The 25,392-nt window shown below is 55.6% G+C and carries 14 protein-coding genes and 1 riboswitch; of the genes, 10 read left to right on the plus strand and 4 right to left on the minus strand.

The features are described from left to right. Positions 1–189: 189 nt before the first annotated feature. Genes IAE55_RS13965 through IAE55_RS13975 form a run of 3 tightly spaced genes read right to left on the minus strand, consistent with a single transcriptional unit; the run spans position 190 to position 3,073 of the window. Positions 190–1,980, minus strand: a complete 1,791-nt coding sequence (locus IAE55_RS13965; protein WP_200633025.1) for a hypothetical protein — start codon at positions 1,978–1,980, stop codon at positions 190–192. A 15-nt stretch (positions 1,981–1,995) separates the two neighbouring features. Further along, the gene (locus IAE55_RS13970; protein ID WP_200633027.1) at positions 1,996–2,931 is read right to left on the minus strand and encodes a hypothetical protein; all 936 of its coding nucleotides are present in this window, start codon (positions 2,929–2,931) and stop codon (positions 1,996–1,998) included. Next, positions 2,924–3,073 (minus strand): hypothetical protein, encoded by a 150-nt coding sequence (locus IAE55_RS13975; RefSeq protein WP_200633029.1) that lies wholly within the window; start codon positions 3,071–3,073, stop codon positions 2,924–2,926. The genes IAE55_RS13970 and IAE55_RS13975 overlap by 8 nt, the downstream gene beginning before the upstream one ends. A 342-nt stretch (positions 3,074–3,415) precedes the next feature. Between IAE55_RS13975 and IAE55_RS13980 the strand changes: the two genes are divergently transcribed. The 7 genes from IAE55_RS13980 to IAE55_RS14010 all read left to right on the plus strand — a co-directional run bounded on the left by IAE55_RS13980 (position 3,416) and on the right by IAE55_RS14010 (position 18,888). Beyond that, positions 3,416–5,200, plus strand: coding sequence for a vWA domain-containing protein (locus IAE55_RS13980; protein ID WP_200633031.1), 1,785 nt, complete (start codon positions 3,416–3,418; stop codon positions 5,198–5,200). 42 nt (positions 5,201–5,242) lie between these two features. Further along, entirely contained in the window at positions 5,243–8,632 is a 3,390-nt protein-coding gene (locus tag IAE55_RS13985) for a tubulin-like doman-containing protein (protein ID WP_200633033.1), read from the plus strand. Between the two features lie 3 nt (positions 8,633–8,635). Next, the gene (locus IAE55_RS13990) at positions 8,636–11,122 is read left to right on the plus strand and encodes a transcription initiation factor TFIID (RefSeq protein WP_200633034.1); all 2,487 of its coding nucleotides are present in this window, start codon (positions 8,636–8,638) and stop codon (positions 11,120–11,122) included. Positions 11,123–11,159: 37 nt separating this feature from the next. Beyond that, positions 11,160–12,440, plus strand: coding sequence for a vWA domain-containing protein (locus IAE55_RS13995; RefSeq protein WP_105445237.1), 1,281 nt, complete (start codon positions 11,160–11,162; stop codon positions 12,438–12,440). A 19-nt stretch (positions 12,441–12,459) separates the two neighbouring features. Further along, a complete protein-coding gene (locus IAE55_RS14000; RefSeq protein WP_200633036.1) occupies positions 12,460–13,122 on the plus strand; it encodes a beta-mannanase in 663 nt (220 codons plus the stop codon). 1,237 nt (positions 13,123–14,359) lie between these two features. Next, positions 14,360–15,619, plus strand: a complete 1,260-nt coding sequence (locus IAE55_RS14005) for a hypothetical protein (RefSeq protein WP_200633038.1) — start codon at positions 14,360–14,362, stop codon at positions 15,617–15,619. After that, positions 15,619–18,888 (plus strand): GAP1-N2 domain-containing protein, encoded by a 3,270-nt coding sequence (locus tag IAE55_RS14010; RefSeq protein WP_200633040.1) that lies wholly within the window; start codon positions 15,619–15,621, stop codon positions 18,886–18,888. The genes IAE55_RS14005 and IAE55_RS14010 overlap by 1 nt, the downstream gene beginning before the upstream one ends. 104 nt (positions 18,889–18,992) lie before the next feature. On the opposite strand, the gene IAE55_RS14015 is transcribed toward IAE55_RS14010, so the two are convergent. Continuing rightward, positions 18,993–19,400 carry a VOC family protein gene (locus tag IAE55_RS14015; protein ID WP_192716075.1) on the minus strand — a complete coding sequence of 136 codons (408 nt, stop codon included), beginning with the start codon at positions 19,398–19,400 and terminating at the stop codon, positions 18,993–18,995. Between the two features lie 253 nt (positions 19,401–19,653). Continuing rightward, positions 19,654–19,753: riboswitch (purine riboswitch) on the plus strand. A gap of 55 nt (positions 19,754–19,808) precedes the next feature. Here IAE55_RS14015 and IAE55_RS14020 point away from each other — a divergent pair. The 3 genes from IAE55_RS14020 to IAE55_RS14030 all read left to right on the plus strand — a co-directional run bounded on the left by IAE55_RS14020 (position 19,809) and on the right by IAE55_RS14030 (position 25,358). Further along, entirely contained in the window at positions 19,809–21,245 is a 1,437-nt protein-coding gene (locus IAE55_RS14020) for an NAD(P)/FAD-dependent oxidoreductase (protein ID WP_145161698.1), read from the plus strand. 204 nt (positions 21,246–21,449) lie between these two features. Then, complete coding sequence (locus tag IAE55_RS14025) at positions 21,450–22,973, plus strand: stalk domain-containing protein (RefSeq protein WP_200633042.1); 1,524 nt, start codon at positions 21,450–21,452, stop codon at positions 22,971–22,973. Between the two features lie 207 nt (positions 22,974–23,180). After that, entirely contained in the window at positions 23,181–25,358 is a 2,178-nt protein-coding gene (locus IAE55_RS14030) for a FecR family protein (RefSeq protein WP_200633044.1), read from the plus strand. Positions 25,359–25,392 lie beyond the last annotated feature (34 nt).

Genomic DNA, 25,392 nt, shown 5'->3' on the forward strand with positions numbered 1-25,392 from the left:
AGTAAAAAAGGCCTCACGCCGAAGCGGAAGCCTTTTAATGTTCACGAACGATCCTAATAACCATGCTAGGAACGATTCATGCACGATATTCTTTTTGCAATTGGTCTTTGGTCTGTTTTCGTCTCCATCGGACAAGACCATGTAGGGCTATATCTTGTTGGAAGTTGGAAGCAGCCGAACTTCCCGAATCTACTCCAGCCGTTCCACGTCTACGACCGGTACGTTCACAGGCTCGACGGTTTGATCGCCGTCCGGGTACATCTCCTCGGACTCGTTATAGGTTCCGATGACGGTCACGCTGCCCTCGGTGAATTGGAAATTGCCCCTCAGTTTGATATACGACCCTTCCATTTCCGCGAGCGCCTCGCCCTGGCCGCCTTGGACGATATAAATGGTAAAGCGAACCTTCTCGCCCGGATGCGACGGCAGGTCGGTCGCTACGATATCCGTAAAGTCCTGCTGGATGCCCGCAAACTCATAGGCATCGCCGCGCCGCTCATATATCGCCTCCGATGCCGTGCCTCCGGCAGCGTCCATCCCACCGGTCACGCTGCCTCCGCCGATCTCCGGATTCGTCACCAGGAGCGACTTGTCCGATTGAACGCTATAGCCGTCCGCGCTGAATTGGAACAGCTGGACCATGCCGTTCTCCCGGACTTCATAAGCGGCATACAGCGCCTTCCGGGTCGTTGAGTCCGCTTCGACGAGAATGACCGGCGTGCTGCCCGTGCTGAGCGACGGTTCGATGGAGACTTTCCGGATGGCGGCTCCCTGCGGGAAATCATGGCTGCTGTAACCCTGCACCGTCTCATCGCTGTTCATCCGGGTGAAATAGACGGTGTTGCTGCCGTCCGCCCCGATGGCATAGGCTTTACCGCCGAAGCGATCCGCTCCTCCGCTGACGAAGTCGTAGGAGGGGGAGGGATCGGCGCTCTGCAGCAGGCGGACCGGATCGTGAACCGTCCAGGCCAGCTGGGCCGCCTTGATCTTGTCTTCCGTATCCTCGTAGCCGGATAAGGCCTGGTAAATCGCGATCGCCTCTTCATACTTATGGTTCTTCACTTTGCGGTCGGCGCTCTTCAGCCAGGTGCCGATTTGCCGGGTGATGTAATCCTGGACAGCGGACTGCTTCATGCCGGCGCCGGCCATGTAGGCGTTGTACATCTTGGCGTGGGCGGCAAAGTTTGCCGCCTGGTCTCCCTGCACGTCCTTTGTGAGCAGGGTGCGGGCGAGGGAGTCGGCCTTTTCTTTTACCCAATTCGCCTTAAAGCTGCGACTCTTGTATTCGGTCATCATGGACAGCGACCAGTCCAGCATGTTCTGATACTGCCCGGCACCCGCCATGCGGGCCGTCAGGGCCTCGTCATACGATTGAAATTTTCCGCTTAACTGCTTGCTTTTGGCTTCTGCACCGCCGTAAAATTCCGCCGGAATGGCCAGCAGATTCCATTTAAAGGCGTTGTCGTTAACGTCCCCCTGGGCCAATTGATCCTTCGCCTGCTGGTAAAAGAGGGACTGGAATTGCTTGAAGTCCTTGGTCAGATCGTCCGAAATGCCGTACATGGCGGAGATCTTCGGATAGTAGGCGGCCAGCGGCTGGATCGCAGCCATATACTTCTTCTTGGCGGCAATCAAGTCGGCGTACACATTCATAAGCCCGTCAAAATCCCTGTTTCGGGCAGCAGTTTCCGCGCGGCGATCCAGACGGGACAGCGACTGCCTCATGGAGGTGATCGGCTCAAGCTCTTTCAGCCGGGAGGCGATTAGATCTTCCTTATAGCGTATGGACCGGTTTGCTGCGGCTTTTTGGTACCATTCCTCTGCATTGATCAGATCTTTCCGGTCGTAGTACTGACCCGCTGTGGCGACCCAATCGATCTTCCGGTTCATGTCATAACCCTTGACTCCGATCAGGACCAAAGCCGCGGCGCAGAGCAAAATATACAAATTACGCAGGGTTAGCGCGTTTTTCATCGTCATATCTTTATGGCCTCTTTATTCCCATTTTTGAAAATCCGGGTCCCAGCGGTACTTTTCATTATAAATGGCGGAAACCTCGTCGCGGAGACCGTCCCAGGACTGGTCCGGATTGCGCCGCACGATCTGGTACAGGCGCAAAAACCGCTCCCGCGGCAGGCCGCGCGCGTAGCGCCGGATGAAATCAGGATACATATCTACATACTTCTTCATCCGTACCGCGGCGCCAGCCGCAGCCGTCATAATGCTGGCACCCTGCTTCATTTGCAGGATGTAACGCTCATGAATGAGCAGATAACGAATGGCGCTGGCTTTAATCAGCTCGCGTTTGACCTTGGCGATTTCGCCGATATAAGCGGCCAGATCGGGGTCGAAATCCTCGATCAGCAGCGGTTCCAGCTCGAGATCCATGTCTTTGCGCAGCACGAACGACTGGAGCAGCACGATTTGCTGCAGCCGGATCCGGTCGTTATGCACGATGGTGGCAATCTCCCGAAGAATCTCGTAACCGATCTGTTCGTCATCCTTAATGGCGGCTGAGGCGGTGGACAGATTCAAATAGATGCCTTCCAGGATCAGACGCTGGCTGCCGTGGAGCAGCTTGTCCAGCTGGCGGCGCGTCTCGGACGGCAGCATGCGCCGCTGGAGCAGCCACAGCAGCACCGTCAGCAGGATGCCCCCGCCCAGGCAGACGGCAATCTGTAGGAATGTCTGGCTTAGCAGCACAGCCACCAGCGTCAGCAGAAGGGCGGCAAGCCTTTCCGTCTGCATCGACCGCTTGGCGTTAATCGCCGCCTGGTCCATGACTGGGATCAGCGCGTGACGGCCGCAGTTGGCGCAAGTGTCTTCCCACAGGACGGTAAAATGATGGCAATGTTTGCAAACTCTTAACTTTTGATAGGCATATCTCGTTCTATAATAAGGGCGCAGACGTACCGGCTTCTTCTTAACCATGGCGGTCTCCCGGGTTGGCGATGGTGAGCAGCATTTCGTCCAGCTCTTCCGGAAGCGGCGCGGTCTTCTGGCGTCTGAAATAATTGACGGATTTGATCAAAACAAAAAGAAACAAAACGGCGAGACATCCGTAAGCAATCATATCAATATTCCTTTCTATCGGATGGATAATTATGCAAATTGATAGTTAGGTCCTAATGCCTACAATCCGCGGAGCTCCTGTAAACATTGAACTTTGGCAGGTATAATTATATCATAATGTTATAGATTGGGATATTTTAGTGCTCGGCATGGAAGTTTCTACTGAATATGGAATGAAACTAGAAACGTCGCTTCACGTTTTTTTATCGTTTCTTAAGGAATATTTAAGACTTTTTGCCTAGAGTTAATAATGGAACTCTTACGGCTTGGAAAGGTCGAATTTTGCGGAATACTGGCCTCGAATATTGGAAACCGAAGACTAATGTTGTGAAGGAGAAACGCTATGCATTTAAAAAATAAATGGACGCTGTGCCTGCTGGCCGGGGTGCTGCTGCTTGTGTCATGGTGCGGCTTCCTGCCGACGGTATCGGCTGCCGGGCAGCCGTCATCCCAGATTGACGCTGTACTGGTGATGGATGCCAGTAATTCGATGAAGGCTAGCGATCCCAACCGGATCAGCGGCGAGGCGATGAAGATGTTCATCGACATGCTGTCCACCCAGGGGGACAAGGTCGGAATCGTCTCCTATACGGACAAGATCCAGCGGGAGAAGGCGCTGCTTGAAATCCAGTCCGCGGCGGACAAGGAAGATCTGAAGCAGTTCATCGACCAGCTCGACCGCGGCGCCTATACCGACATTTCGGTCGGCGTGGATGAAGCGGTGAAGGTGCTGAAACAGGGCATGGACAAGAGCCACGAGCCGATGATCGTCGTCCTGGCGGACGGCAACAATGAGCTTGACCCGAAATCAGGCAAGACGGAGCAGCAGGCCGACCAGCAGCTGAGCGCCGCCGTGCAGGAGGCGAAGCAGGCAGGCATCCCCATCTATACGATCGGGCTGAATGCCGATGGTAAGCTGAACAAGGCTGCCCTGGCGGATCTGGCCAGCCAGACCGGGGCCAAATCGTTCTCCACCAGCTCGGCGGATGATTTGCCGCAAATTTTGAGCGAAATTTTTGCCAGCCACCAGAAGCTGAAGATCGTTCCGGTGCAGTCGATCACCGCGAACGGCAGCTATCAGGAAGTGACCATCAGCGTTCCGAATGCGAACGTGCTGGAAGCGAACATTTCGATGATGTCCGGAAGCCCGGTTGACGTGAAATTAACCGATCCTGCCGGGGCGGCTCAGACCATTCCTTCGGCGAACGTGCTGAGCTCCAAGTCGAAGACGTACTCCCTGATCAAGCTGCTGAAGCCTAAGCAGGGCGACTGGAAGCTTCAGGTGAAGGGCGTTCCGAAGGACAAAATCGACATCAATCTCGTCTTTAACTATGATTTGGACCTGACGATGGATCCGCTGCCGTCCAAATCGGTGAAGCCGGGTGACACGATAGAGATCAAGTCGTATCTGGTCAGCAGCGGCCAGAAGCTTCAGGATCAGGCGCTGTATGGCAGCATGGCCGCCAAGCTTCTGGTGAAGGACCTCGATACGGGCAAGACCGAGGAAGTTAAGCTGACGAACCAAGGAGACCATTTCGAGGGTTCTTACCAAATTCCCGCCAAGCACCAGTACGAACTGAAGGTGCGTGCGGAAGACCAAAGCTTCTACCGCGAAACCCAGCCAGTTACCGTCAGCGCCAAGCCGGCGTCTGCGGGCACGGGGGCCGGGACGGCAGCTTCAGGAGTGTCCAAGGATAAACCGTTCCCTACGATGCTCGTCGTGATCGGGGTTATTGCCCTTCTGATCATCGCGGCCGCGGCGTATTTCATTTTAAATGCCGTGAAGAAGGCGAATCGGGGCTTTGTCGGGCAGATGGTCATCGAGATCCGCGACGAGAACACCGGGGAGAAGACATACCCGCAATATAAGAAGCTGACCTCATTCCGGGGCAAATTCAACCTGCACCAGCTGCTGCAGCTGGCGCCGGAATTGAAGGAAACCGACAAAATCATGTTTACGCCGGGCAAGAACGACCGCCTGGTGCTGAAAAATGCCTCGCCTTGCACGATTGAGCGGTCCGGCCGCGTGCTGGATGCTTCCGCCGGCGTGGAGCTGAAGAGCGGAGACCGCCTGAGCGTGTCTCTGCAGCAGATTGACAAAACGATACAATTTGAATATTTGGTGTAACGGTATATTCATATCCGTACACCTTTTCCAGGAGGGGAATCTATGAAACCGGTCGTTAGAGAACATATACAGCAGCTGGACGTGTCGCTGGGAGGCGGTATCGTCAGCGAAAAAATCCGGGTGGACACGATTGACAACCCGATTCTGATCATCGGCCTCGGAGGCACCGGCATCGATGCGCTGCTGCGTCTGAAATACCAGATCAATCGGCGCTTTAAGCTGCCTGAAGATCCGCTCTCCAAGAAGAAAATGGACAAGCCGGACAACGTCGAGTTCCTGGCTTTTGAAACGAACGAGCAGGACCGGAACAAGCGCTACAAAGGCGTGGGCCTCGACCCGATCAACGAATTCGTGCTGCTGTCGAACGCCGAGATCGGCGGACTGCTGCAGAACCGCAGCATTTTGGAGCCGTACATTACGGACTGGCTGTCGCCCGAGCTCAGCATCACCGACGGCATGAACGGCGCGGCGGGCGTCCGCCAGGCGGGACGCCTGCTGCTCTTCACGAAGATCAACCAGGTCGTGCAGGCCATCGACAAGAAGATCAAGACGCTGTCCGTAGGCACCAACAAGAAGCTGATGGTGTTCCTGCTGACCGGCCTCTCCGGCGGTACCGGAAGCGGCTGCTTCCTGGACATCGCCTATATCGTCCGCGGCATTATCGAGCGCGACCATGGCTCCGCCGGGATCGACCGGGTCAACACGCTCGGTTATCTGTTCACGCCGGATATCAACCTGGCGAACAAGAGCCTTAGCGAACATACGCGTGAGTACATCAAGAAGAACGGTTATGCAGCCCTCAAAGAGCTCGACTACTGGATGAACGTGGACGCGCGCGGGGAACGGTTCAAACAGCAGTACGGCAACATTCTGACCGTCAACTCGCCGCTGCCGCCGTTTAACCTGTGCCATCTGATTTCGGCGACCAACACGGAAGGCAAGCTGCTGGAAAATGCCTACGATTACTGCATGAACGTGACCGCCGAGAACATTACGAACTTCATGGCGAGCGAGGAAAAGCAATCGGGCGAAGAATTCGCCATTCATGACTACATCAGCAACATCCGCACGAACATCGCCCAAATGAACAAGGCGTATCCGGCCAACTACGACTACAATATTATCGGCGCCTCGTCGGCCGTGCTTCCGATTGAGGAAATGACGACGTTTCTGGCGTACCGCCTGTTCGGCAAAATGGAGACGATGTTCGAAAAAGCGCCGAATCAGGAAGACGTGGAGAAGTTCGCCCGCAAGCTCGGCGTCGATCTCGACACGATGGTGAAGACGTTTGAATCGCGCGTGCCGGAGCCGCTGCCCGGCTACCAGAACAGCGAGCGCTTGAGCTACACGAACGTTGTTAAAAATCAGGTCATCAACATGGACACCGAGCTGGAGCAAAATTTCCTGGCGCGGGCCCGTGAGGAGTATATCAAGGCGAAGAAGCAGCTGCCAGGGGAAATCGTGGCGCAGTTCAGCGACCAGATCCGCCGCATGTTCCTGCACCCGCAGCAAGGGCCGTTCTACGTGTCCCGCCTGATCTACACGGAGAAGGGATTCAGCCTGCTCAAAATGCTGCTCTCCTATATTGAGACGCTGCGCGAGAACCTGACCCGCATTCCGCGGGACATCGAGGTGGCCCGGGAGCAGGCGGATGAGCGTCTGGGCGATGCAAAGAGCGCCTTCGTATCCAAAGAGAAGAAGAAAAACGTCTACATCGAGGCCAAGATCAACGAATACTGGCTGATGGCGGATGTAGAGCGTACCGAGCAGATGATCGAGTTCTACGAGGATCTGTACGATCTGCTGAACAAGGAAAACAACCGCATTTATAACGTATATACCGAAATTTTGAACGCGCTGAACTCCATTTTCGCCAAAAACGGAGACATTCTCCTGAATGGGGAAGAGCAGCAGGATCACAAGGGCAACAAAACCTACTACTGGAATCTGGTCAGCGTGCCCGACATCTCGAAGGTCATTAACCGCATGATGGAGCAGAAGGATGTTGACGATCTGATCCGCGACTTTGCGCAGGAGCTGCTGGACCATTCCAACCGCTGGATTCGCGAGCAGGAGATCGACGTGGTCAGCTCCATTTCGGAGTTTCTGACCGACAAGTTCGGCGACCTCATTACCCGCTCGATGGAAGACTTCCTGATCATGAAGTTCGGCCAGGAGGAGTCGATCGAGAAGTTTGTGGAGCGGAACATCGCCAGCAAGCTGGACGAAGAGGCTGTGCCGGTCTTCCACTTGAGCAACAGCGCGGGCAATCTGTACTTCCCGTCGTGGGGCTTTGTCTCCGTGCCGGTGCAGGCGCCGAGCATCCTGAAGGGGATCCGCAATTACCAGAACAACTCGGTGGGCAAATCGCATTTTACCGTCAAAGAGAGCGAAGTGAAGAACCGGATCTTCTGGCTGAACACGAAAAATGGCGTGCCGCTGTTTGTGTATACGCCGCTTAAGGTGTACGAGGAAAGCTACGAACGCACGATTCTGGACAAAGAAGGCATCGGCCGCCACCTGGTGCAGACCGACCGCGTGAACTGGACGTACCTGCCTTCGCCGATTCCGGAAAAATCGTGGGGCGAAACCTACGTGAACTCGCGCGTGCAGAGCTATAACGCCCGTGTCCGCACCGAATTCGACCAAGCGCTGCAGCTGAAGGTGGTTCAGCTGAAGGATGCCGACCAGAACACCAGCAACCGCTACGCGGTGGTGTTTACGAAGCCGTTTGACGTGGAGTCTGCGCTGCGCGCGTACGACATGCAGCTGAATGCCGCCAAGCCGAACCTTGGCGAAGTGAAGCGGGCGCTGACCGAGCTGAAGCGTTACTTGCGTGAGGGATTGGAGCGGGAAGGATCGAAGGATATCTTCGGCTCGATCAATGAGGATCTGGCCAAGGAGAACCTGATCCGTTCGCCGGAGCTCATCACCCGGGTACGGGCCGAATTGGCCAAGTATACAGCCATTGCCGCCAAGGCTGCCGAGCTGGAAGACATCATCAGCCAGCATCAGGATGAGGAGAAATGGCTGGACCAGTTTATCGAAGCGATGTACACCGGCACGATCTGCAAGAAGGGCGCCTTGTACGTCTACGACCGCGACCCGGAAGAAGAAGCGTGGCAGCCGTTCGCCAATCTGCTGAAAAGCGTCAATTACGTCGAATTCGAAGTGTTCAAGCATTTCCGCGGGCTGGATGAGAAGAGCCGCAGCACCCTGCTGCGCAAATCGTCCCGCCGGGATGCCGAGCTGACCGCTTCGGAGGATATCACCCCGCTGCTCACCAAGCTGGAGGAGCTGTCGGCGACCTTCCTGGAAGCCCGCGACCGTCTCGAATACGAGAAGGTGGAGCTGGCGGACGGGGAAGACCGCTATCAGTTCTACAGACAGATTTCTTCCAAGCTGAACGATATCCGCAGAAGGCTGAAGTAAGCGATGAACGGTATTTTAGAGCAGTTTGCATCCAGCTATGCCGCAGCCCAGGAGAGCCTGACGGGTAAGGGAGACGACCAGAGCAGCATCCATTACCCGGCGGTGCTTCTGTTTATCGGCGACAAGACGGCGGACGCCATCGGACCGATCATGAAGATCCACCGGCAAAAGTGGGATAACAGCGCCGGAGTGACGTATTTCCATGTCGGCACGGTGTCCGGCAGCGACCGGGGGGCAGCCGCTTCAGACGAGACCCAAGGCACTTTGGCGTCCATGGCCTCCCAGGAAAGTCATGCGAATGGACGGTTCGAAGCCAAAGAGTACGGGTTCGGCGAAGTGCGCTCCGAAGACGGCGGCTCCTTGCTGAGCCGGTTTCTGTTGGACGACTCCGCTGTGCCGGGTGATCCCAAAACGATACGCAAAGAGCTGCACCGGGCGTTCTACCGGAATGAAAAGCAGTTGTTCGAGCTGAATAAGGCGATCCGCCGGCTAGAGTCTCATATTGCGGGCTACGGCCGGATGTATTCCTCGTTCGACCGGATCCATCTCTCTGTCATTACGCGGGTCGACGACCCGCTTAATGTGTTTATACCGGAAATTTCGCTGCTTGCCCAGTCGATCTTCAGCCAGTCCTTCAAGTCGGTTCAGATGGACCTGTACGCGCTGATCAGCGAACGGGAGCAGCTGGAGTCGTTCGGATATGCCAGCTCGGCGGGGATGGCTTTTCTGCGGGAGCTCGACATGATGCAGCGCCCCGAGTACATGTTCTCCGCACCGCTGCACGTAACGGAGGACGGATTGTCCATTCCGGTGACGCATCCGGCTTCGCCGCTGTTCGATCTGGTGTATGTGCTGTCGGACAAAAACGAGCGCGGCATCGCCGATCCTGGCGGCATGCAGGACAACTATGAGATCATCTGCCACCTCGGCCTGCTGAAGAACCGCAAGCAGAAGGAACATCAGGTCGACGGTCAGGCGGGAAGCTATAACAATACCTCCTTCAAAAACAACATCATGACCGAGTCCGGCCGGCAGGGCTATGTCTCCGCCGGTTTCTCCAGGGTCAAGCGGCCGAACCAGCCGATTGCCCTGACGGTGCTGTACCATTTCTACAGCCAGCTGCTGCTGCGGATGAAGGCCGGAAGGGAGCTCGGCATCAAGGAACGCCTGGCATTCTTCGGGCTGGATCCGGCGGCGGTTTCGTCGCGAGCGGACCATGTGGTGCCGGACGGCAGCCGGATCGAGGAAATGAACGGCATGATGACCCGGCCGGTCGGCTTCGCTTCGCTGAAAGGCATGTCCGTACGCGAAGCGGAGGAGGCGCTGTTCGGTGATGGATGCCGGCGGTATTTTCAAGCCAACTACGAGCAGGAGGCAAGCGAAGCGCTGAGCCGCCTGGACGGGGCGGAGGAGCTGGATTCCGTCATCCGGCAGCAGATGGCGGAGCATCCGGAGATCAGCGTGTTCCACATTGCGGCGTGGACCGGCGAGAAAGACGGGGCAGGCGGTGTGCTGGAGGCGCTGCGAGCCCGGATCCGTGATATGGCCGGCCAGCTGGAGGCTGACCGGGCCGAGCTCGACCGGTATTACGGCGAGCAGGTGGGGAACCTGCCTTTTCCAAAACGGCCGCTGATGGACAAGCATAATGTGCGGAGCTTTATCCGCTATTTTCTGGAGACCATCTATCAGCGCAAGCTGGAATTGCTGCTTCTGGAGACCGAGCTGAAGCTGTACCGCCGCTACGAGGCGGAGCTGGAGCGTCTGCACGGCCATTACAAACGGCAGGCGCAGCGACTCGAGCAGCTGGAGGGCGAGCTGCATGCCTCCGCGCAGCAGAGCATTCGGGCTGCCGACGATTATATCGGGCAGAACATTATGGAGTATTACGGACTCGTGACCGAAGACATCATGCGCGACCTGGAGGCGAAGAGGGGGCCGTTTATCTTTTTCGAGGACCGTTATGTCGGGAACCTGTCCGCATTGTCAGTTGCAGGTACCGACAGACTGCTGGAGAGGCTCATTGCTGTCGTGGAACGTGATTTGCTGACGGCAGAGCCTTTTGATCAGACCTTTGAGGATGAATTGCTGCGCCGGGCTAACGTAACGATCGATTACAGCAACAAGCAGGTGCTGTCGAAGGAAGACCTGTTCAAGATGCTGTACCGAACCCTTGAGGAGCATGCGGTCATTAACGTGCGGCTGTTTGACTATACGCAGGAGCACCGCTATGAGGAAAAGTATTTCTTTGGCGATGCCAGCAGCGAATTCGTCCGGTATGCCCTAGGGGCAGACGAGACCTCGCGCATCTACAAGCTCGGGGTCGTGCACGAGAAGCGCAGCAGCGGCGTCGAGAAGCTGAACCTGATGGGCGGATTCCATCTGGAGGACTTGATGTATTACCGCAACGGCAAAGCCTATTATGAGACGTACGTCCAGAACGGCTACGAATTTCACGGTGTGGACCCCGGGCAGCTGCCGGAGCTGCGGTAAGGGCCCGGGCGCCACTTAAGAAAGGAAGCATGGTATCATGCAGCGTAAAATCAATCTGCTTCTGCTGCTCCTCAGCCTGATTGGCGGCGCGGCCGGCTACGTCATCGGAGAGGTCGTGCTGCACGTGTGGGGCAGCGATCTTCCGCGAATCGTGGCCATTGGATTATATTTGGGAATACTGGCTCTCTGCATCGGCACCGGGTGCCTGATCGCGGAGATGATGTCACCGCGCCTGAATGGGCCGTCCTGGAGACAGCGGTATATGGGGACTTCCTGGAAACTGCTCGTGCCAGCCACACTGGTGCTGGTCTTCGTGCTGGGTTTGGTTTTGGAGTTCGTCTATGAAATCAATCCCGGCCATGCAAAGCCGGTCAAGGACATTGCTCTGGTTATCGACAACTCCGGAAGCATGGGGGAGACTGACCCGGACAATGACCGCTACACGGCAGCCAAAAACCTGATCAACCGGATGGACAGTGACAACCGGGTGGCGGTGATGGTCTTCAACGACCAGACGACCCTGCTGCAGCCGTTTATGAAGGTCAAAAATAAGGATGCCAAACATAAGGTCATCTCCGAAATTGACGGGCTTGAAGCAACCGACGGGGGAACGAACATCAGCCTGGCGCTGGCGGATACGATGAAGCATATCGAGGAAACGAATGACGCCAGCCGGAACACGATGGTTATCCTGCTGTCGGACGGCATCAGCGATGTCGACCTGAACAGCGCCCTCGCGGCGTACAAGCAGCGCCAAATCGCCGTCAACACGATCGGGCTCAGCCTGGTTCAGGCAGATGGGGCGCAGCTGCTGCAGGATATTGCCCGGGAGACGGGCGGGCAGTATTACGACGTGTCCAATGCGGGCGACCTGTCGCCGGTCTTCCAGCAAATCTATGAAGACGTAGGCGACCGGACGCTTCTGACCGAACGGACCGGTCCGACGCAGGACAGCGTCTATTACCGGATGCTGCACATTGCCTTCATCGCCATCATCGGCGGGGCGATCGGCTTGTCCCTCGGCCTGATCTTCGACAACCGGTATCTGGCCCGCAGCTTTGGTATTGGCGGCGTGGTGTCCGGCCTTATCGCCGGAGCCGTGCTCGAATTCGGCCTGTCGGGCCACACCGTCGGCGACGAGATGGTCCGCCTGCTGTCGTGCCTGATCCTGGCCGGCGTGCTCGCCTTGTTCACCGGCGTCATTCCGGTGAAGGAGAACGGCAAGCTGGCGGCCGGTCTTCAGCGCCCGGGCCAGGCCGGACGGACGCAGTCCGGCTTCGATCGGCGCCAGAAAGACAACACGAGCAGAGGATTCTAAGCAGGGAGGCGCATGACTTATGCGGTTTATCGATGCACAGCCGGGCGACCCGGTCATCCGCGGCTTGTCCCACCAGCTGGACGAGGATCGCTGCACCCTCCGTTGGCAGTGGCCGGAGGGGATTCAGGCCGTGTACATCGGCAGAGCTTTTGACATTCTTGCGGAGGACGCGGGAGAGGGCGGAGCTTCGGCTCCGTCCGATTCGCCTTCCGACAAGCTGAGGCTGTATACCCGAAACGAATATAAAGCGAACAACGGTTATCACGACCGGATTGAGGGCGTCGGACGCGTCATCTACACCGTCTATGCTTCGGTAACGGAACAAGGCGATGCCGTCCTGTTCCGCCAGCCTGACGGGGCCAATCGTGCCGTCTTTAGCACAGGCAAAGCCCGCGTGACCGTCTCCATCCGCGAGAAGGGCGGATGGCTGCAGAAGTTCAAGACCGTGGAAATCCGGGTGACGACCGAGGTCCCGATCCCAAAGGAAGCGCTCTGCTATGTCAAGAAGCAGGGAAGCTACCCCGCCCACAAGGAAGACGGAACGGTGTATCCGTTCGTCATGGATTTCGCGGCGGGGAAAAACGTGCTGCCCGCCATCGAGGTGGGCAAAAACGACTACGTGCGCCTGTTTTTTACGGACGGGAAGAAGTACGGGCAGCTCTTCGAGTTACACTCCATATAAGCCCCTCCGGCTTCTGTTGGGTCGCTCCATATATGCCCCTTCGGCTTCTGTTGAAATCGTGTTATTTTGATGAGATAGGAAGGGAATAACACGATTTCAAAGGAAGCACGTAAACTCTCCGGTCCATATATTCCGCTTGGCAGGGGGCAATTTGTGGGTAGACTCAGGATGCTCCATATAGACATGGCAGGGAGCAATTTGAGGGTAGACTTAGGATGCCCTATATTGACATGGCAGGGAGCGTTTGTGGGCGGACTCAGAGTGCTCTATGTTCGCTTGGCTGAAGGAAGCTATGAGCAAACTCAGAGGAACAGGCGGAAGTTGGTTAGCTGAAGATGGCTGGTATGAGGCGATTCAGAGATCCCGGGCAGGCCGTATCGGCTGCCTTTAGGCAGGAATGTGCGATAAAATATAGAGATTAAACATATGAACTATTAAACTAGTGAAATTAAGGGTTAGATTGAACGGAATTATATTCAAGGGCGGATTGCTAGCTTTGAGGGACGAATTACAGGACTAAAAGTGCGAAAGCTTGCGGAATTGACCTGTAAAGTTGCAGAATGGAGTTTGAAGGTTCGAGGTAGAGTTAAAGGTTGGGCCTGCGGAACAAATAAATTAGTAGAACAAATAGATTAGAAGAACAAGAAGATGACCAGAACGAATAGATTAGCAGGACGTATACATTAAGGGAGCAGTGCTTTGAGTGAAGTGAATAGAGAGAAGTGCCTAGAGAGAAGTGCCTAGAGAATAACAGCTTAGAGCATAAGAGTGAGCGTACTCCATTGGGCATAAGCATTGCGAAGCCCAGGGTTAAAAATGCTGCCGGAGAAGACCCAGCGGAGAGGACGGAATCATTCTGGAGAAGCGGCAGCGGTCGCCTTTGCCTCGGAATTTCAACCTTTAATAGGGTTAATCAAATCAGGAAATTTGGAGGCAACAGCGATCGGAAGAATGATCCGGCATCGGAGCGGGCTTTAGCTTCTCTGCCACGGCTCGAGGAAGATATTCTCGATGTTTTGCTTCCGCAAAACGTGAGATATCAGCGCCTCTTCGAGTCAGCTCACGATAAGGCATCAGCGCCTCTTCGAGTCAGCTCACGAAAGGTCATCAGCGGCTCTTCGAGCCAGCTTACGATAAGGCATCAACGGCTTTCGAGCCAGCTCACAATGAGATTACTAGCGGCTCTTTGAGCCAGCTATTGAACATAGAAGTACGGGAAAGGGGGAACGACAGCATCATGGGCATTTTTGACAGGTTCAAGAGGAAGCCGGAGCCGGAGCCCCGGCCATTGTTTTACGATATCGTATGTCCGTACTGCTTCAGCAAATTTTCGCCGGAGGAGGTCGTGTTCCGCGCTGCCCACCATCGGGAAGACGACGAGGATTACGCGCTCCGCGAGGATGAGGAGCTGAACCGCTACCGGGAACGCTTCGGCCTGGATTCGGTGTACGACATGGAGGCGATCCTCTATCCGCGGGACATTCCCGAGGAGCATCAGATCTACTCCGATCACGTACTGATCGGGCTGAACGACCGCTACGGGGTGGTCACGCGCAGACGGCTGTGCCCGAAGTGCCATAACGAACTTCCGGTAACGGCGGGCAAAGTGCCGAGCAATATCATCTCGATCATCGGCGCCTCGCAGGTCGGCAAGTCGGTGTATATGACCTCGCTGATCCATACGCTTCAGCATATGACGGCGGACCATTTCAATGCGGCCTGTATGCCGCTGAATGCGGAGATCAGCCGCAAGTTCCGCACGATGTACGAGGAGCCGCTGTTTGACCGCGGGGACCTGCTCGCTTCCACGCAGAAGGAGAAGATGCAGGAGCCGTTTATTTTCCAATTCGTGTTCAAGGACGAGACGAAACCGCCGCTCACGCTGGTGTTCTTCGATGTGGCTGGCGAGGGCATGGTCGACGAGGATTATCTCGGCCTGCACGGGCAGCACATCAAAAACTCCGCCGGCATCTTGTTCATGATCGATCCGCTGCAGATCCGTTCGATCCGCGAGAAGATCCGCCTGAATTTAGGCGACCAGCCGGGGGAATGGGTGTCGCAGTACGATGAGCCGCGGGACGTGGTGCTGACTCTGTTCGGCGACTTTATCGCCTACGAGGACAAGGGCAAAACCGACATACCGACAGCGGTGGTCCTGACCAAGAGCGACATGCTCCACTCGCTGAAGGACGAGGACGGCGAGTACGTGAAGCCGAACAGCAACATTTTCAACAACATGGTGCACCGCAAATATTTGAATCTGACCGAGTTCGAAAATATCGACGGAGAAATCCGCCGCTTCATCGAAAAGGTCGACCGGCCGTTTAAGGGGACGATGGACGTGTATTTTTCCAATACGGCTTATTTCGCGGTGTCTGCGCTGGGCAGCAATCCGGTGGGGCAGAAGCTGCAGAGCGTGGTCAGCCCGATCCGGGTGGATGAGCCCTTTATCTGGCTTCTGTACAAGCTGAAATACATTGAGGGGAGAGAAGACTAGTGCCGGATTTCACTCCCAAAAAGGTTCAGCAGCAAATGTATACCCGCGAACGGCGTGGGATTTTCCGCTCTACCGAAGGGTTTGATACGATCGCAAGATCGCTGGGGCTGGAACATGGTTTTATTAAAAAGGTGCTGCATCCGTTCTGCCAATACGACGCCCCGGCGGAGCTGACCGCTCGGAGCGAGAAGGAAGCAGCCGCTTATCCGGACGCCCTGCATCTGTTTCGGGCCGAGACCGGGGAAACGGTTCTGGGGCGCAGCGTGTACCAGCCGGCGGATTTTACCGGGCTGCGCAGCGCCTTTTTTACCCATAACTATGTACTCCCGCCGGGCTGGATGGAGCAGACGGGCACAGATTACCGCAGGCTGCTGAACGCCCAGTTTACCGATCATTATGACATTGAGCTGGGCCCGGACCTCCCCGAACTGGGGGATTTGCCGGTGGCGAAAGACGGGCAGAATATGGCGGCGGCCGAGGTCATGGCGCTCCTGGAGGAGCTGCATATTGACGAGAAGGTGTTCAAACAGCTGCTGTTTGCAGCCATGTCGTCGGTATCGGGCAAAAAGAAGGTATACATCGTCTTGGACGTTCCGGTGGAGCAGTTGTCAGTCAAGGCGCGCGAACTGCTGCATGTGCTGTATGGCAGCCTGCCTTACGCGCTGCGCAGTGAGCTTGGTTTTCTGACGTATGCCAAAGAGCCGCAGAGCAAAAAAGGCATCCACCTGACCTTCGTGGAAAAAGGGGGCCTGCGCCTCGGTGACCGCAGCGTGGAGAAGGATTATTTGTTTGAGCTGGCGGCGGGCCGCGTCATTAACGTGGACTTGGACTGGTCCAAGCAGCCGTATCTGGATTTTGCCTGGGCGAATCTGCGGAATCCGGAGCGGGCAGAGGAATTTTATGCTTTTGCCGACCAAATGATGGAGGGCATGGAGCCGATCCGGCGGATTTCGATTGCGGGCTACCATGAGCTTTGCGCGCTGTACCAGATCGATCAGGGCCGGGAAGAGCTGTATAGGGCGCAACCCGGCACGGTGCTGCGCTGCATCCTTGATTATCTGTCCACACCTGGGGCAATTCATGCCAAAGCCCGGCTGAATCAGCTGTTCTTGACGCGTTTTGACAAGGAGCTGGATCGGGTGAAGCTGGGCGAGGTGCCAGGAACGGACATCATCGAAAGCATCAAGGATTACTATGCCGTCGACGGCAAAAATTTTGGCCTGCGCATCGTGGAGTATTTCATCCGTACGATCAACAATGCGCTGTCGCAGCAGCGTGAGGATATTGCGCAAGCCGCGTACGGCATGCTGGAGAGCACACCGGCCTTGAGCCGCACTTTCTTCGCCCGTGTGCTGAGCAGCCCGGGGCTACCCGCCCTGCTGTTCGAGCCTTACATAGAAAACAGGCTGAAACAGGCAGCGACAGCCAGCGATCTGGTCGAGCTAGCCGGCGTCTGGGTGCAGAATCACCCGATCGTGCTGGAGAACGCGGTGTTCACCAAGCTTGCGGAAACGCAGCTGATGGACAAGCTGGGTCGGGAGTCCGATCCGGTCCGCGCCGTGAATGCGGTGATGGACCAGTTGGACGATCTCGAGCGGGATCCGGGCCGCGGACTGGGCCAAATCGAAGGCGGGTCGCGGTTTGTCGACCGGCTGGTGTATGCGGCCAATCTCTTTTTGCTGAAGGATCTGGATTTGGAGCGTCTTTCGAGAGAGCAGCTGCTGGATATTGGATTTCTGCGGGAGCCGAAGGAATTAAGATCGTGGGTATCCCGATTCGATGCCCGCATCCGCTCCAAAGCGAATGTCATGCTGGCGCTCTATCAATGGTTCGGTACCGACCATCCGAAAAGGGAGGACGTGCTGGACGGATTGTCCTTTGCGGAGAGGGATCAGGTGCAGTATATCGGCCGTGGCTGGCTGCAGCGGGAAGTGAAGCCGGAGGTGTTCGAGTGGATTACTCTGGCCTTCTGTCAGGACGTGGAGACCGGCGCGGTGGATTACGGATCCCTGCTGGATTTCGTGTATAAGTACGGAGACAGCCCGGAGACGGTGTATGAGTACATCCAGTGGTCGGCGGACCAGCCGCTGTTTGTGCGTCCGCGAGGCCTGGTGCCCGCGTATGCCGCGGCGATCGTGTCGTTTATGAAAAGAAATGACCCGGGCGCGTTCCGGAACAAAGACAAGGTGAAAAGATACTTTGACTCCGCTCCGCAGGCGCTTCAGCCGGCTTACGCCCGGGCACGGTCGGAACTTGCGCCATCGTGGATGAAATTTTTCAGAAACAACCGCAAGCCGATCATGCTCAGCTCAGTGCTGCTGGTCATCGTGATTGCGGCAGGCGTAACGATGCTGACGCTGCAGGCGAACGGCACCTTTGACCGGAAGGCGGACCCGGTAGACGTTACGAAAACGCCGGTCGCTTCCCAGCCTCCGGCGACGGAGACGGCAACGGAAATTCCGCTGCTTACGGCGGAGCAGGTCAAGGATGGGGAGCAAGGGGAATTGACGGAGCTCACCTTCCACTTCAAGCAGCCGGAAGCCTGCCGGGACTTCAAAGCCGGTGAAGTGACCGTCCTGGACAAGGACGGTAACATCCTGTTTGAGGCGATTGATCCGCAGACGGTCAGTCAGTGCGCAGCGGATCCGGCCGGGGGAACGGATTCCACGTCCGGAGATACGGCAGGTGGCAAGGCAACCGACGGGCAGACCTCCGATTCGGCAGGAACGTCAACGTCAGGCACGGATGCGACGGAAGGCGGACAGACCGGCGAAACGCCTGGCGGGACCGATACGGATACGACGAAGGACGGACAGGCGGATACCGGCGGGTCTTCCGGAAAGACGAACGTTACGGATGGAACGGCGGGAACGGACTCGAACGGTGGGGGAGCGGACGCCGGTCAGTCGTCCGACAAGGCTGCCGATCAATCGGATGCATCGACCGGCACTGCCGGCGGTAAAGACGGTACAGCTTCAGGCAGCGGAGACACCAGTAACGGTGGCACCGGGGGAGCGGCGGACAGTTCAGGAACTACGGGAACTACAGGTGCACCCGGTTCCGGTAATACGTTGACGGACGAATACACGAGCACCGTAACCGTGAAGCTGGGCAAAAAGCTGGACATTAGCCAGATTGATAAAGTCAACGCGGCCGGCGGATCGTTTGTCTTGACCGTAAATTCTGGGCAAGGAAACACGGATCAGGAAACTGGCGATACGACCGACGAAAAGGCATCCGGCGATCAGCCGTCGACGGATGGGAAATAAGGATGAATTTCAGAGGCAGGATAGATTGGCCCCATTAATAGAAATTCATAAATGGCTAAAAGGAAACCCCTTAATCGCACCATTCATGCGATTAAGGGGTTTTTTTAAGCCTTCATTTGCGGGGAATCCGGGTTAAGCTGCATAAATTCAATGCGGTTTCCGTCCGGATCCTTCACCCAGCACTGCCAATTGGTGTCTTTTCCCTGTTGGGGCTCCACGTCCAACGGAACACCATGCCGTTTCAGATGGGCGGCGATTTCTTCGATGCTGTCCACTTCCAGGCACAAATGCGAGAATCCGATGGGGCGTTTCACCGCTTCGGGTTTATTTTCAGCCCCATAAAACAGTTCGATAAACTGGCCTTCACGCACCTTGATATACTCGATCCAGGGGTTGCCATGATCATCCTCAATCGAAAAGGCCTTTTTAAATCCGAGAATGCCACAGTAAAAATCGATCGATTTGTTCATATCGGCTACATCAAAGGCCAAATGCCCAATCCCTCTAATCATCCGGTCTACCTCCCGTAGATTGATTTAGAATTCCGATTCGGTATGATTCGTCGTCCGAAGGTAACGCTTTCATCTTATCTAACCAAAGCGCTATTGGCAATTTGTATTTTCGAGTATCCATAATGTTCGTCTTTTATGGTATTGTGTTATGTAAAATGCATTTGATTTAATTATTTTTCAATAAAATACGAACGATTGTCATATACAATGTTGACACATTCGTGTTTATCCATTACACTAACTCCTGTAAACGATAAATAACAGATACATTGTTCGTATAACCTCAATGATATGGTTTGAGGGTTTCTACTAGGGGCCGTAAATCCCTGGCTACGAATAGGCTGCTTTGCATACCTATTCTATGCCGGGGATTTTTTTGTTGACCTAATCCATTTCAGGAGGAACATGATGAGTAAATATGATGTCATTGTCGTTGGAGCCGGTCCGGCCGGTATTTTTGCCTGTTATGAATTTGCGTTAAAGGCGCCTCATCTGAAGGTGCTTCTGGTGGATAAAGGGCATGATATTTACCGCCGCAGCTGTCCGATTCTGGAGGACAAAATCAAGTTATGTCCGCCTGCCGGCGGCCGTAAGGAGTTTGCGGGCTGCGTGCCCGCCTGCTCGATCACAGCGGGCTTTGGCGGAGCCGGAGCTTACAGCGACGGAAAATTTAACATTACAACCGAATTTGGTGGCTGGATGACGGACTATCTGCCACCATCCAAAGTGCTTGAGCTCATCCGTTACGTTGACGAGCTGAACCTGCATCATGGCGCTACGACGAATATTACCGATCCGACGACGGATGTCATCCGGGGCATTGAGCAGCGCGGTTATGCGGCGGGTCTGAAGCTGCTGCGGGCACAGGTACGGCATCTCGGCACGGAGCAGAACCTGGAAATTTTAAAATCGATCTACGAGTTTCTGAACACGCGCATCGACATGATGTTCAAGGCCGAGGTGGAAGACATCCTCACCGTCAAGGAAGACGGCGTCCACACGGTGCAGGGCATCGTCCTGAAGAACGGGGACAGTTACGAGGCGGACCGCGTCATCATTGCTCCCGGCCGGGACGGATCAGCCTGGCTGACAAGCATCCTGAAGAAGCGCCGGCTCAAAATGTACAACAACCAGGTCGACGTCGGCGTTCGCGTCGAAACCTCCGATGTGGTGATGTCGGAAATCAATCAGCATCTGTACGAGGGAAAATTCGTCTTTAACACCTCCGTAGGCACTCGGGTCCGCACGTTCTGCAGCAACCCTTCCGGCCACGTCGTGGTCGAGAATCACAGCGGAGCGATGGCGGCCAACGGCCATTCTTTCAAAGATCCGGCGCTGGGCTCGTCCAATACCAACTTTGCGTTGCTCGTCTCACATAAATTTACGGAACCGTTTGATAAGCCGAACGAGTATGCTCGTGAAATATGCAAACGGGCCAACGATTTGTCCAATGGCGGGATCATCGTCCAGAAATACGGGGATATTTTGCGTGGACGGCGCTCGACCGAAGGGCGGATCCGGGAAGGATTTCTGGAGCCTACCCTGAAGGAGGCTGTACCGGGAGACCTGGGTCTCGTTCTGCCCTACAACACGATGAAAAGCCTGATCGAAATGGTCGAGGCGCTGAACCATGTCACGCCGGGCATCGCTTCGGAGCATACGCTTTTCTATGGCGTCGAAGCCAAGTTCTACTCTGCCCGTCCCAAGCTGTCGGAGACGCTGGAGACGGAAATCCGCGGGCTGTACTGCGGCGGCGACGGAGCGGGGATCACGCGCGGTCTGGCCCAAGCCGGGGCGGCCGGCGTTTGGATTGCCCGCGGGATTGTGGAGTCGCTGTCCCGGTAAACAATAGCATATAGAAATTGGTGAGATTCCTGCCTGAATGTTAGGCGGGAATCTTTTTTTCACTCAAAAGGAAGATACCCTGCCTGTCCGCCCTAAAATAGAAAAATTTTACTAGTCGGATGTCTTTAATCAGGATAAGATCGATGCAGAACAATTCAGCGTTGTGGCTTGCATCCATTCATAAATACGTAGGAGGAATGAAATTTGCAGGGGTACGGTAAAAGGTGGGTTACCGCCGCGTTGACGCTGTGCTTGGCACTTGGTGTGCCTTCGCTGGCTTGGGGCGCAGGGGTCAGAGAGGACTCGGCATGGCTCAGCGTCAGCACTTGGCAGCCGGATGCTACCGCCAGCACGAAGGGGGATTTGCTCACCGCGGGATGGGTTGGATACGGCAGGGCGCTGGCCGCAAAGGACGGCAGTGTGCTGGTGTCCGACACGGTGAACCACGTGATATGGAAGGTCAGCGGCACGCAGCGGACCGTTTTTGCGGGAATGCGGTTTGCGGGCTATAACAAGAGCAGCGAGCCGCTGGGCGGATTGCTGGACGGGGCTGCGAATACCGCGCTGTTTAATCAGCCGATGGGCATGGATACGGATGCCGCCGGCAATTTGTACGTCGCCGACTCGGGGAACCATGCGATCCGCAAAGTTACCCCTACAGGGCAGGTCAGTACGCTGGCAGGAAACGGAGTGCAGGGGCTCAAGGATGGCACTGGTTCGGCAGCCGCGTTGAATACGCCAGAGGATGTGGCGGTGGCGAAGGACGGATCCGTGTACGTTGCCGACACGCTGAATCATGTGATTCGGAAAATCACCGCAGACGGTACGGTCAGCACGCTAACCGGCTCTTCCGACCGTGTAGTAGAGGTCTATTCGGGAGTGGCGGCATTCGCTGGCGATTACAAGGACGGGGCGCTGAAGGATGCGCGGTTTAACGAGCCTTCAGGGCTGGCGCTGGACGATGAGGGGAACCTCTACGTCAGTGACTCCGGCAACCAGGTCATTCGCTATATTAATCTGAAAACCGGCATGGTCACGACGGTCGCCGGATCGGTAGCGGGCGATGGCCAAGGGGCGACATCCACGAAACTCTACCGGGACGGGGGTTACCAAGACGGCGCGGCAGCTTCGGCGAAATTTAATCATCCCGTTGATGTGGCTTGGTCCCCCTCTCAGCATGAGCTGGTCATTGCCGATTCGCTCAATCAGGTCGTGCGAACGTTGAAAGACGGCCAGGTCCATACGCTTGTGGGCTCTTTGCAGGGAGAAGAAGGGAAGGCAGACGGTATCGAGAGCACCTCTTTGCTTTCTTATCCGCAGGGCGTTGCTGTAAGCCAGGATGGGAGTGTCGGCTGGATTGCCGGAAACGGCTTGCGCCAGTGGAGCTTGTATCGGCAGCCGGATCATAAACCGATGAAACCGGCTGGTACCGTTTACGTGGCCTACAACGCCAAATGGCTGCAGATCGATACGCGGGTGACCAAGGACGGCCAGACGCTCATCCCGCTGCGATCTATCGCTTCCGAGCTTGGACTGAAGCTGGTATCGGCTTCGGCCAAGTCTGCCGTGGTTCAATCGGGAGACCGCATGATTCAGCTGGAGGCCGGCAGTACCGCCCAGTCCATCGACGGGAAGCTGTATGTGCCGATCCGGACGCTGACGGACCTGCTGGACAAGGACGTGAAATGGCTGGCTTCGGAGAAAACCGTGGTTATCCGTGATAAATAAAGGAAAGGAGTTGAAAACAACGTGAGACGAGGAAAACTATCTTGGAAAATGGTCAGCTCGACGCTGATTCTGCTTCTTGCAGGCTCGGCGGCTTGGACGACGCAGGCTTCCGCCGACAGCACACGCAGCATGACCATCAGCCGCATTGACGGACCGGCTTATATCCAGCAGAGCGGGGGAGCGCTGCGCATTCAGGCGTATCCGGGAATGCTTTTGCATGAGGGTGACACACTTGTTACCGAATCCGGCGGTGCGGTGCTGTCCATTCAGGACGAAGGGGACGAAATCACGCTGGCTCCGAACAGCGAAATTCGGATCAAGGTGCTGACGGGTGGAGCAGTACAGTCGACGACCAAGCTGGAGCTGATGTCAGGCCAGGCGTATACGAGCGTCCATGATCTGCGTGAGTCCCGGGACGTGTTCGAGATGGATGTCCCCGGGCAGAAGCTGGAGGTCAAAGGAACGCAGTTTTTTGTCATTATCAATCCATTGACAGGTATCCCTGATGTTGCCGCGGGAGCAGGTGTGGTCAAGGTTTCGGGTACGAACCCTCAAAGCTTTGCCGGGAAGGCCGGGTCACCCGTCACTTTATATCCAGCCCAGCAAATCAGCTTAACGCCCGGCGTGGATCCATCCCTTCAAACGCCGACCGGCGTCGATATTTCGGATCTTGTTCATCAGGCTTCACCGGACATCATTAAAGCCATCATCCAAAACAAGGCGCAGATTGACCGGGAGAACCAGGAGTTGATTGAGCAGCAGAAGAAGCAATTGGAACAAGGTCAGTCCAAACCTTCCGGTTCTTCGGCATCAAACGGGTCAAACGCCCCCTTTTTGGTAAGCCAACTGGAAGACCTTCAAAAAATCCAGCAAAATTTGAATGTCTTGGTCGGCAATGTAGCCAAGGAGGCGAGTAGTCAGGGTAAGATCGAAAAAAGTAAATTGGATCAGTTGATAGAACAGGTGAACCGCGGGATTGACGACCCGAACGGAAAAATTGACCTTGGAAATGTGCGTCCGTTTGATCCGACCGTGGGATTGGACCCGCAGCTGGAGGCTAAACGCAAAGAGCTGGAGAAAGCTCAGCAGGAGCAGCTGAAGAAGCTTCAGGAACAGGTTAAGGAGCAGCAGCTGCAGGAAGAGTTGCTGCAACAACAAATGCAACAGCAAATGCAGCAGCAAATGCAACAGCAGATGCAGCAGCAAATACAGGCTATACTTGATAAGATCCTGAAAATGATCACTGAAATGCAGCAGGCCAACCAGAGGGTAAAGGAAGAAATCACGAAGAAGGCCGAGGGGCAGTACACGCAGCAGCTGAGCGCTGAAGAAAAGAAGCGTTTTGCTGAAGAAGCGAAACGGCGCGAACAGGAGCGGATCCAAATGGGAGGCCAGCAGCCTGCCGCTCCTACACAGCCGACTGCCCCTACGCAGCCAAATTCGCCGGGTGGGTCGATGACACCTCCGGTGAAACCGCCAGTGGATCCTCCGGTCGATCCTCCGGTCGATCCGGAACCGGAACCTTCGGATATCAAGGCGGTATTTGATCCGAGTATTCCGGAACAGGTACTTATGAACGCCCCTCATCAATTCTCGTTTGGCTTCCGTGGCAGTGAGTCAGAGAAGGATATGAAGGTGAAGGTGAGGCTGACGTATAGTTCCAAGTCAGGTGCCAGCTTGGATAACATCGAATACAAATATCAGTTTGATCATAGTGATATCATTCCTGGTCAGCTCGAGAATGGGGGCGTAACCCTAGCAAAGCCAAACGGGGATGCTTTTACCATTGAAGAGCTGGACGGAGCACCAATTTCCTTCGAAACAAGCTGGCCTCATGTTGGCGACTATCACTTGAAGATTGAGCTCTTAAAGGATGAAGGAGGTGCGGATGATCCGCTCGTAACGGTCGATAAGGATTTCCATGTCCATTTTATAACAACCGATCCTTCTCCTATTGAGGACAGTCCTTTGGAGTATAATCTCTTTGTACAGGGTGATTGGATTAAGCCTGACACTAAATTGGCGCTTCGGATTAATCTGAATATAGCGGATGGAAAGCCAGTATCAGGAGCAATGTTTAAACTGTTACATGGGGAAGATGTTATAGCTGAAGGTACAACGGAATACGGTTACGCTAATCTTTTGCTAGACCAAGAAAAAACCGCACTTACGTTAGGTCTCGTCGACGAAAACGGACGTTCTGCGGAAGGGGCAAATTTAACCCTTCAGTGGATAGATGTAGAAGGCCATGTGCCGGATAACGGACAGTATACAGCAGAGCTCCAATGGATGGGGCAATCAGGTGAGAGCGAAGAGCCCTTTTCATTAGGAAAACCGTTCCCCATCCCTTTCACGGTCGATTTCCCACAGGAAGATACGCTTTAAGCGAATAACTTAGACGCATTCATAAACAACCCGG

The organism is Paenibacillus sp. S28 (assembly GCF_016624415.1).
Classification (GTDB): domain Bacteria; phylum Bacillota; class Bacilli; order Paenibacillales; family Paenibacillaceae; genus Paenibacillus_AQ; species Paenibacillus_AQ favisporus.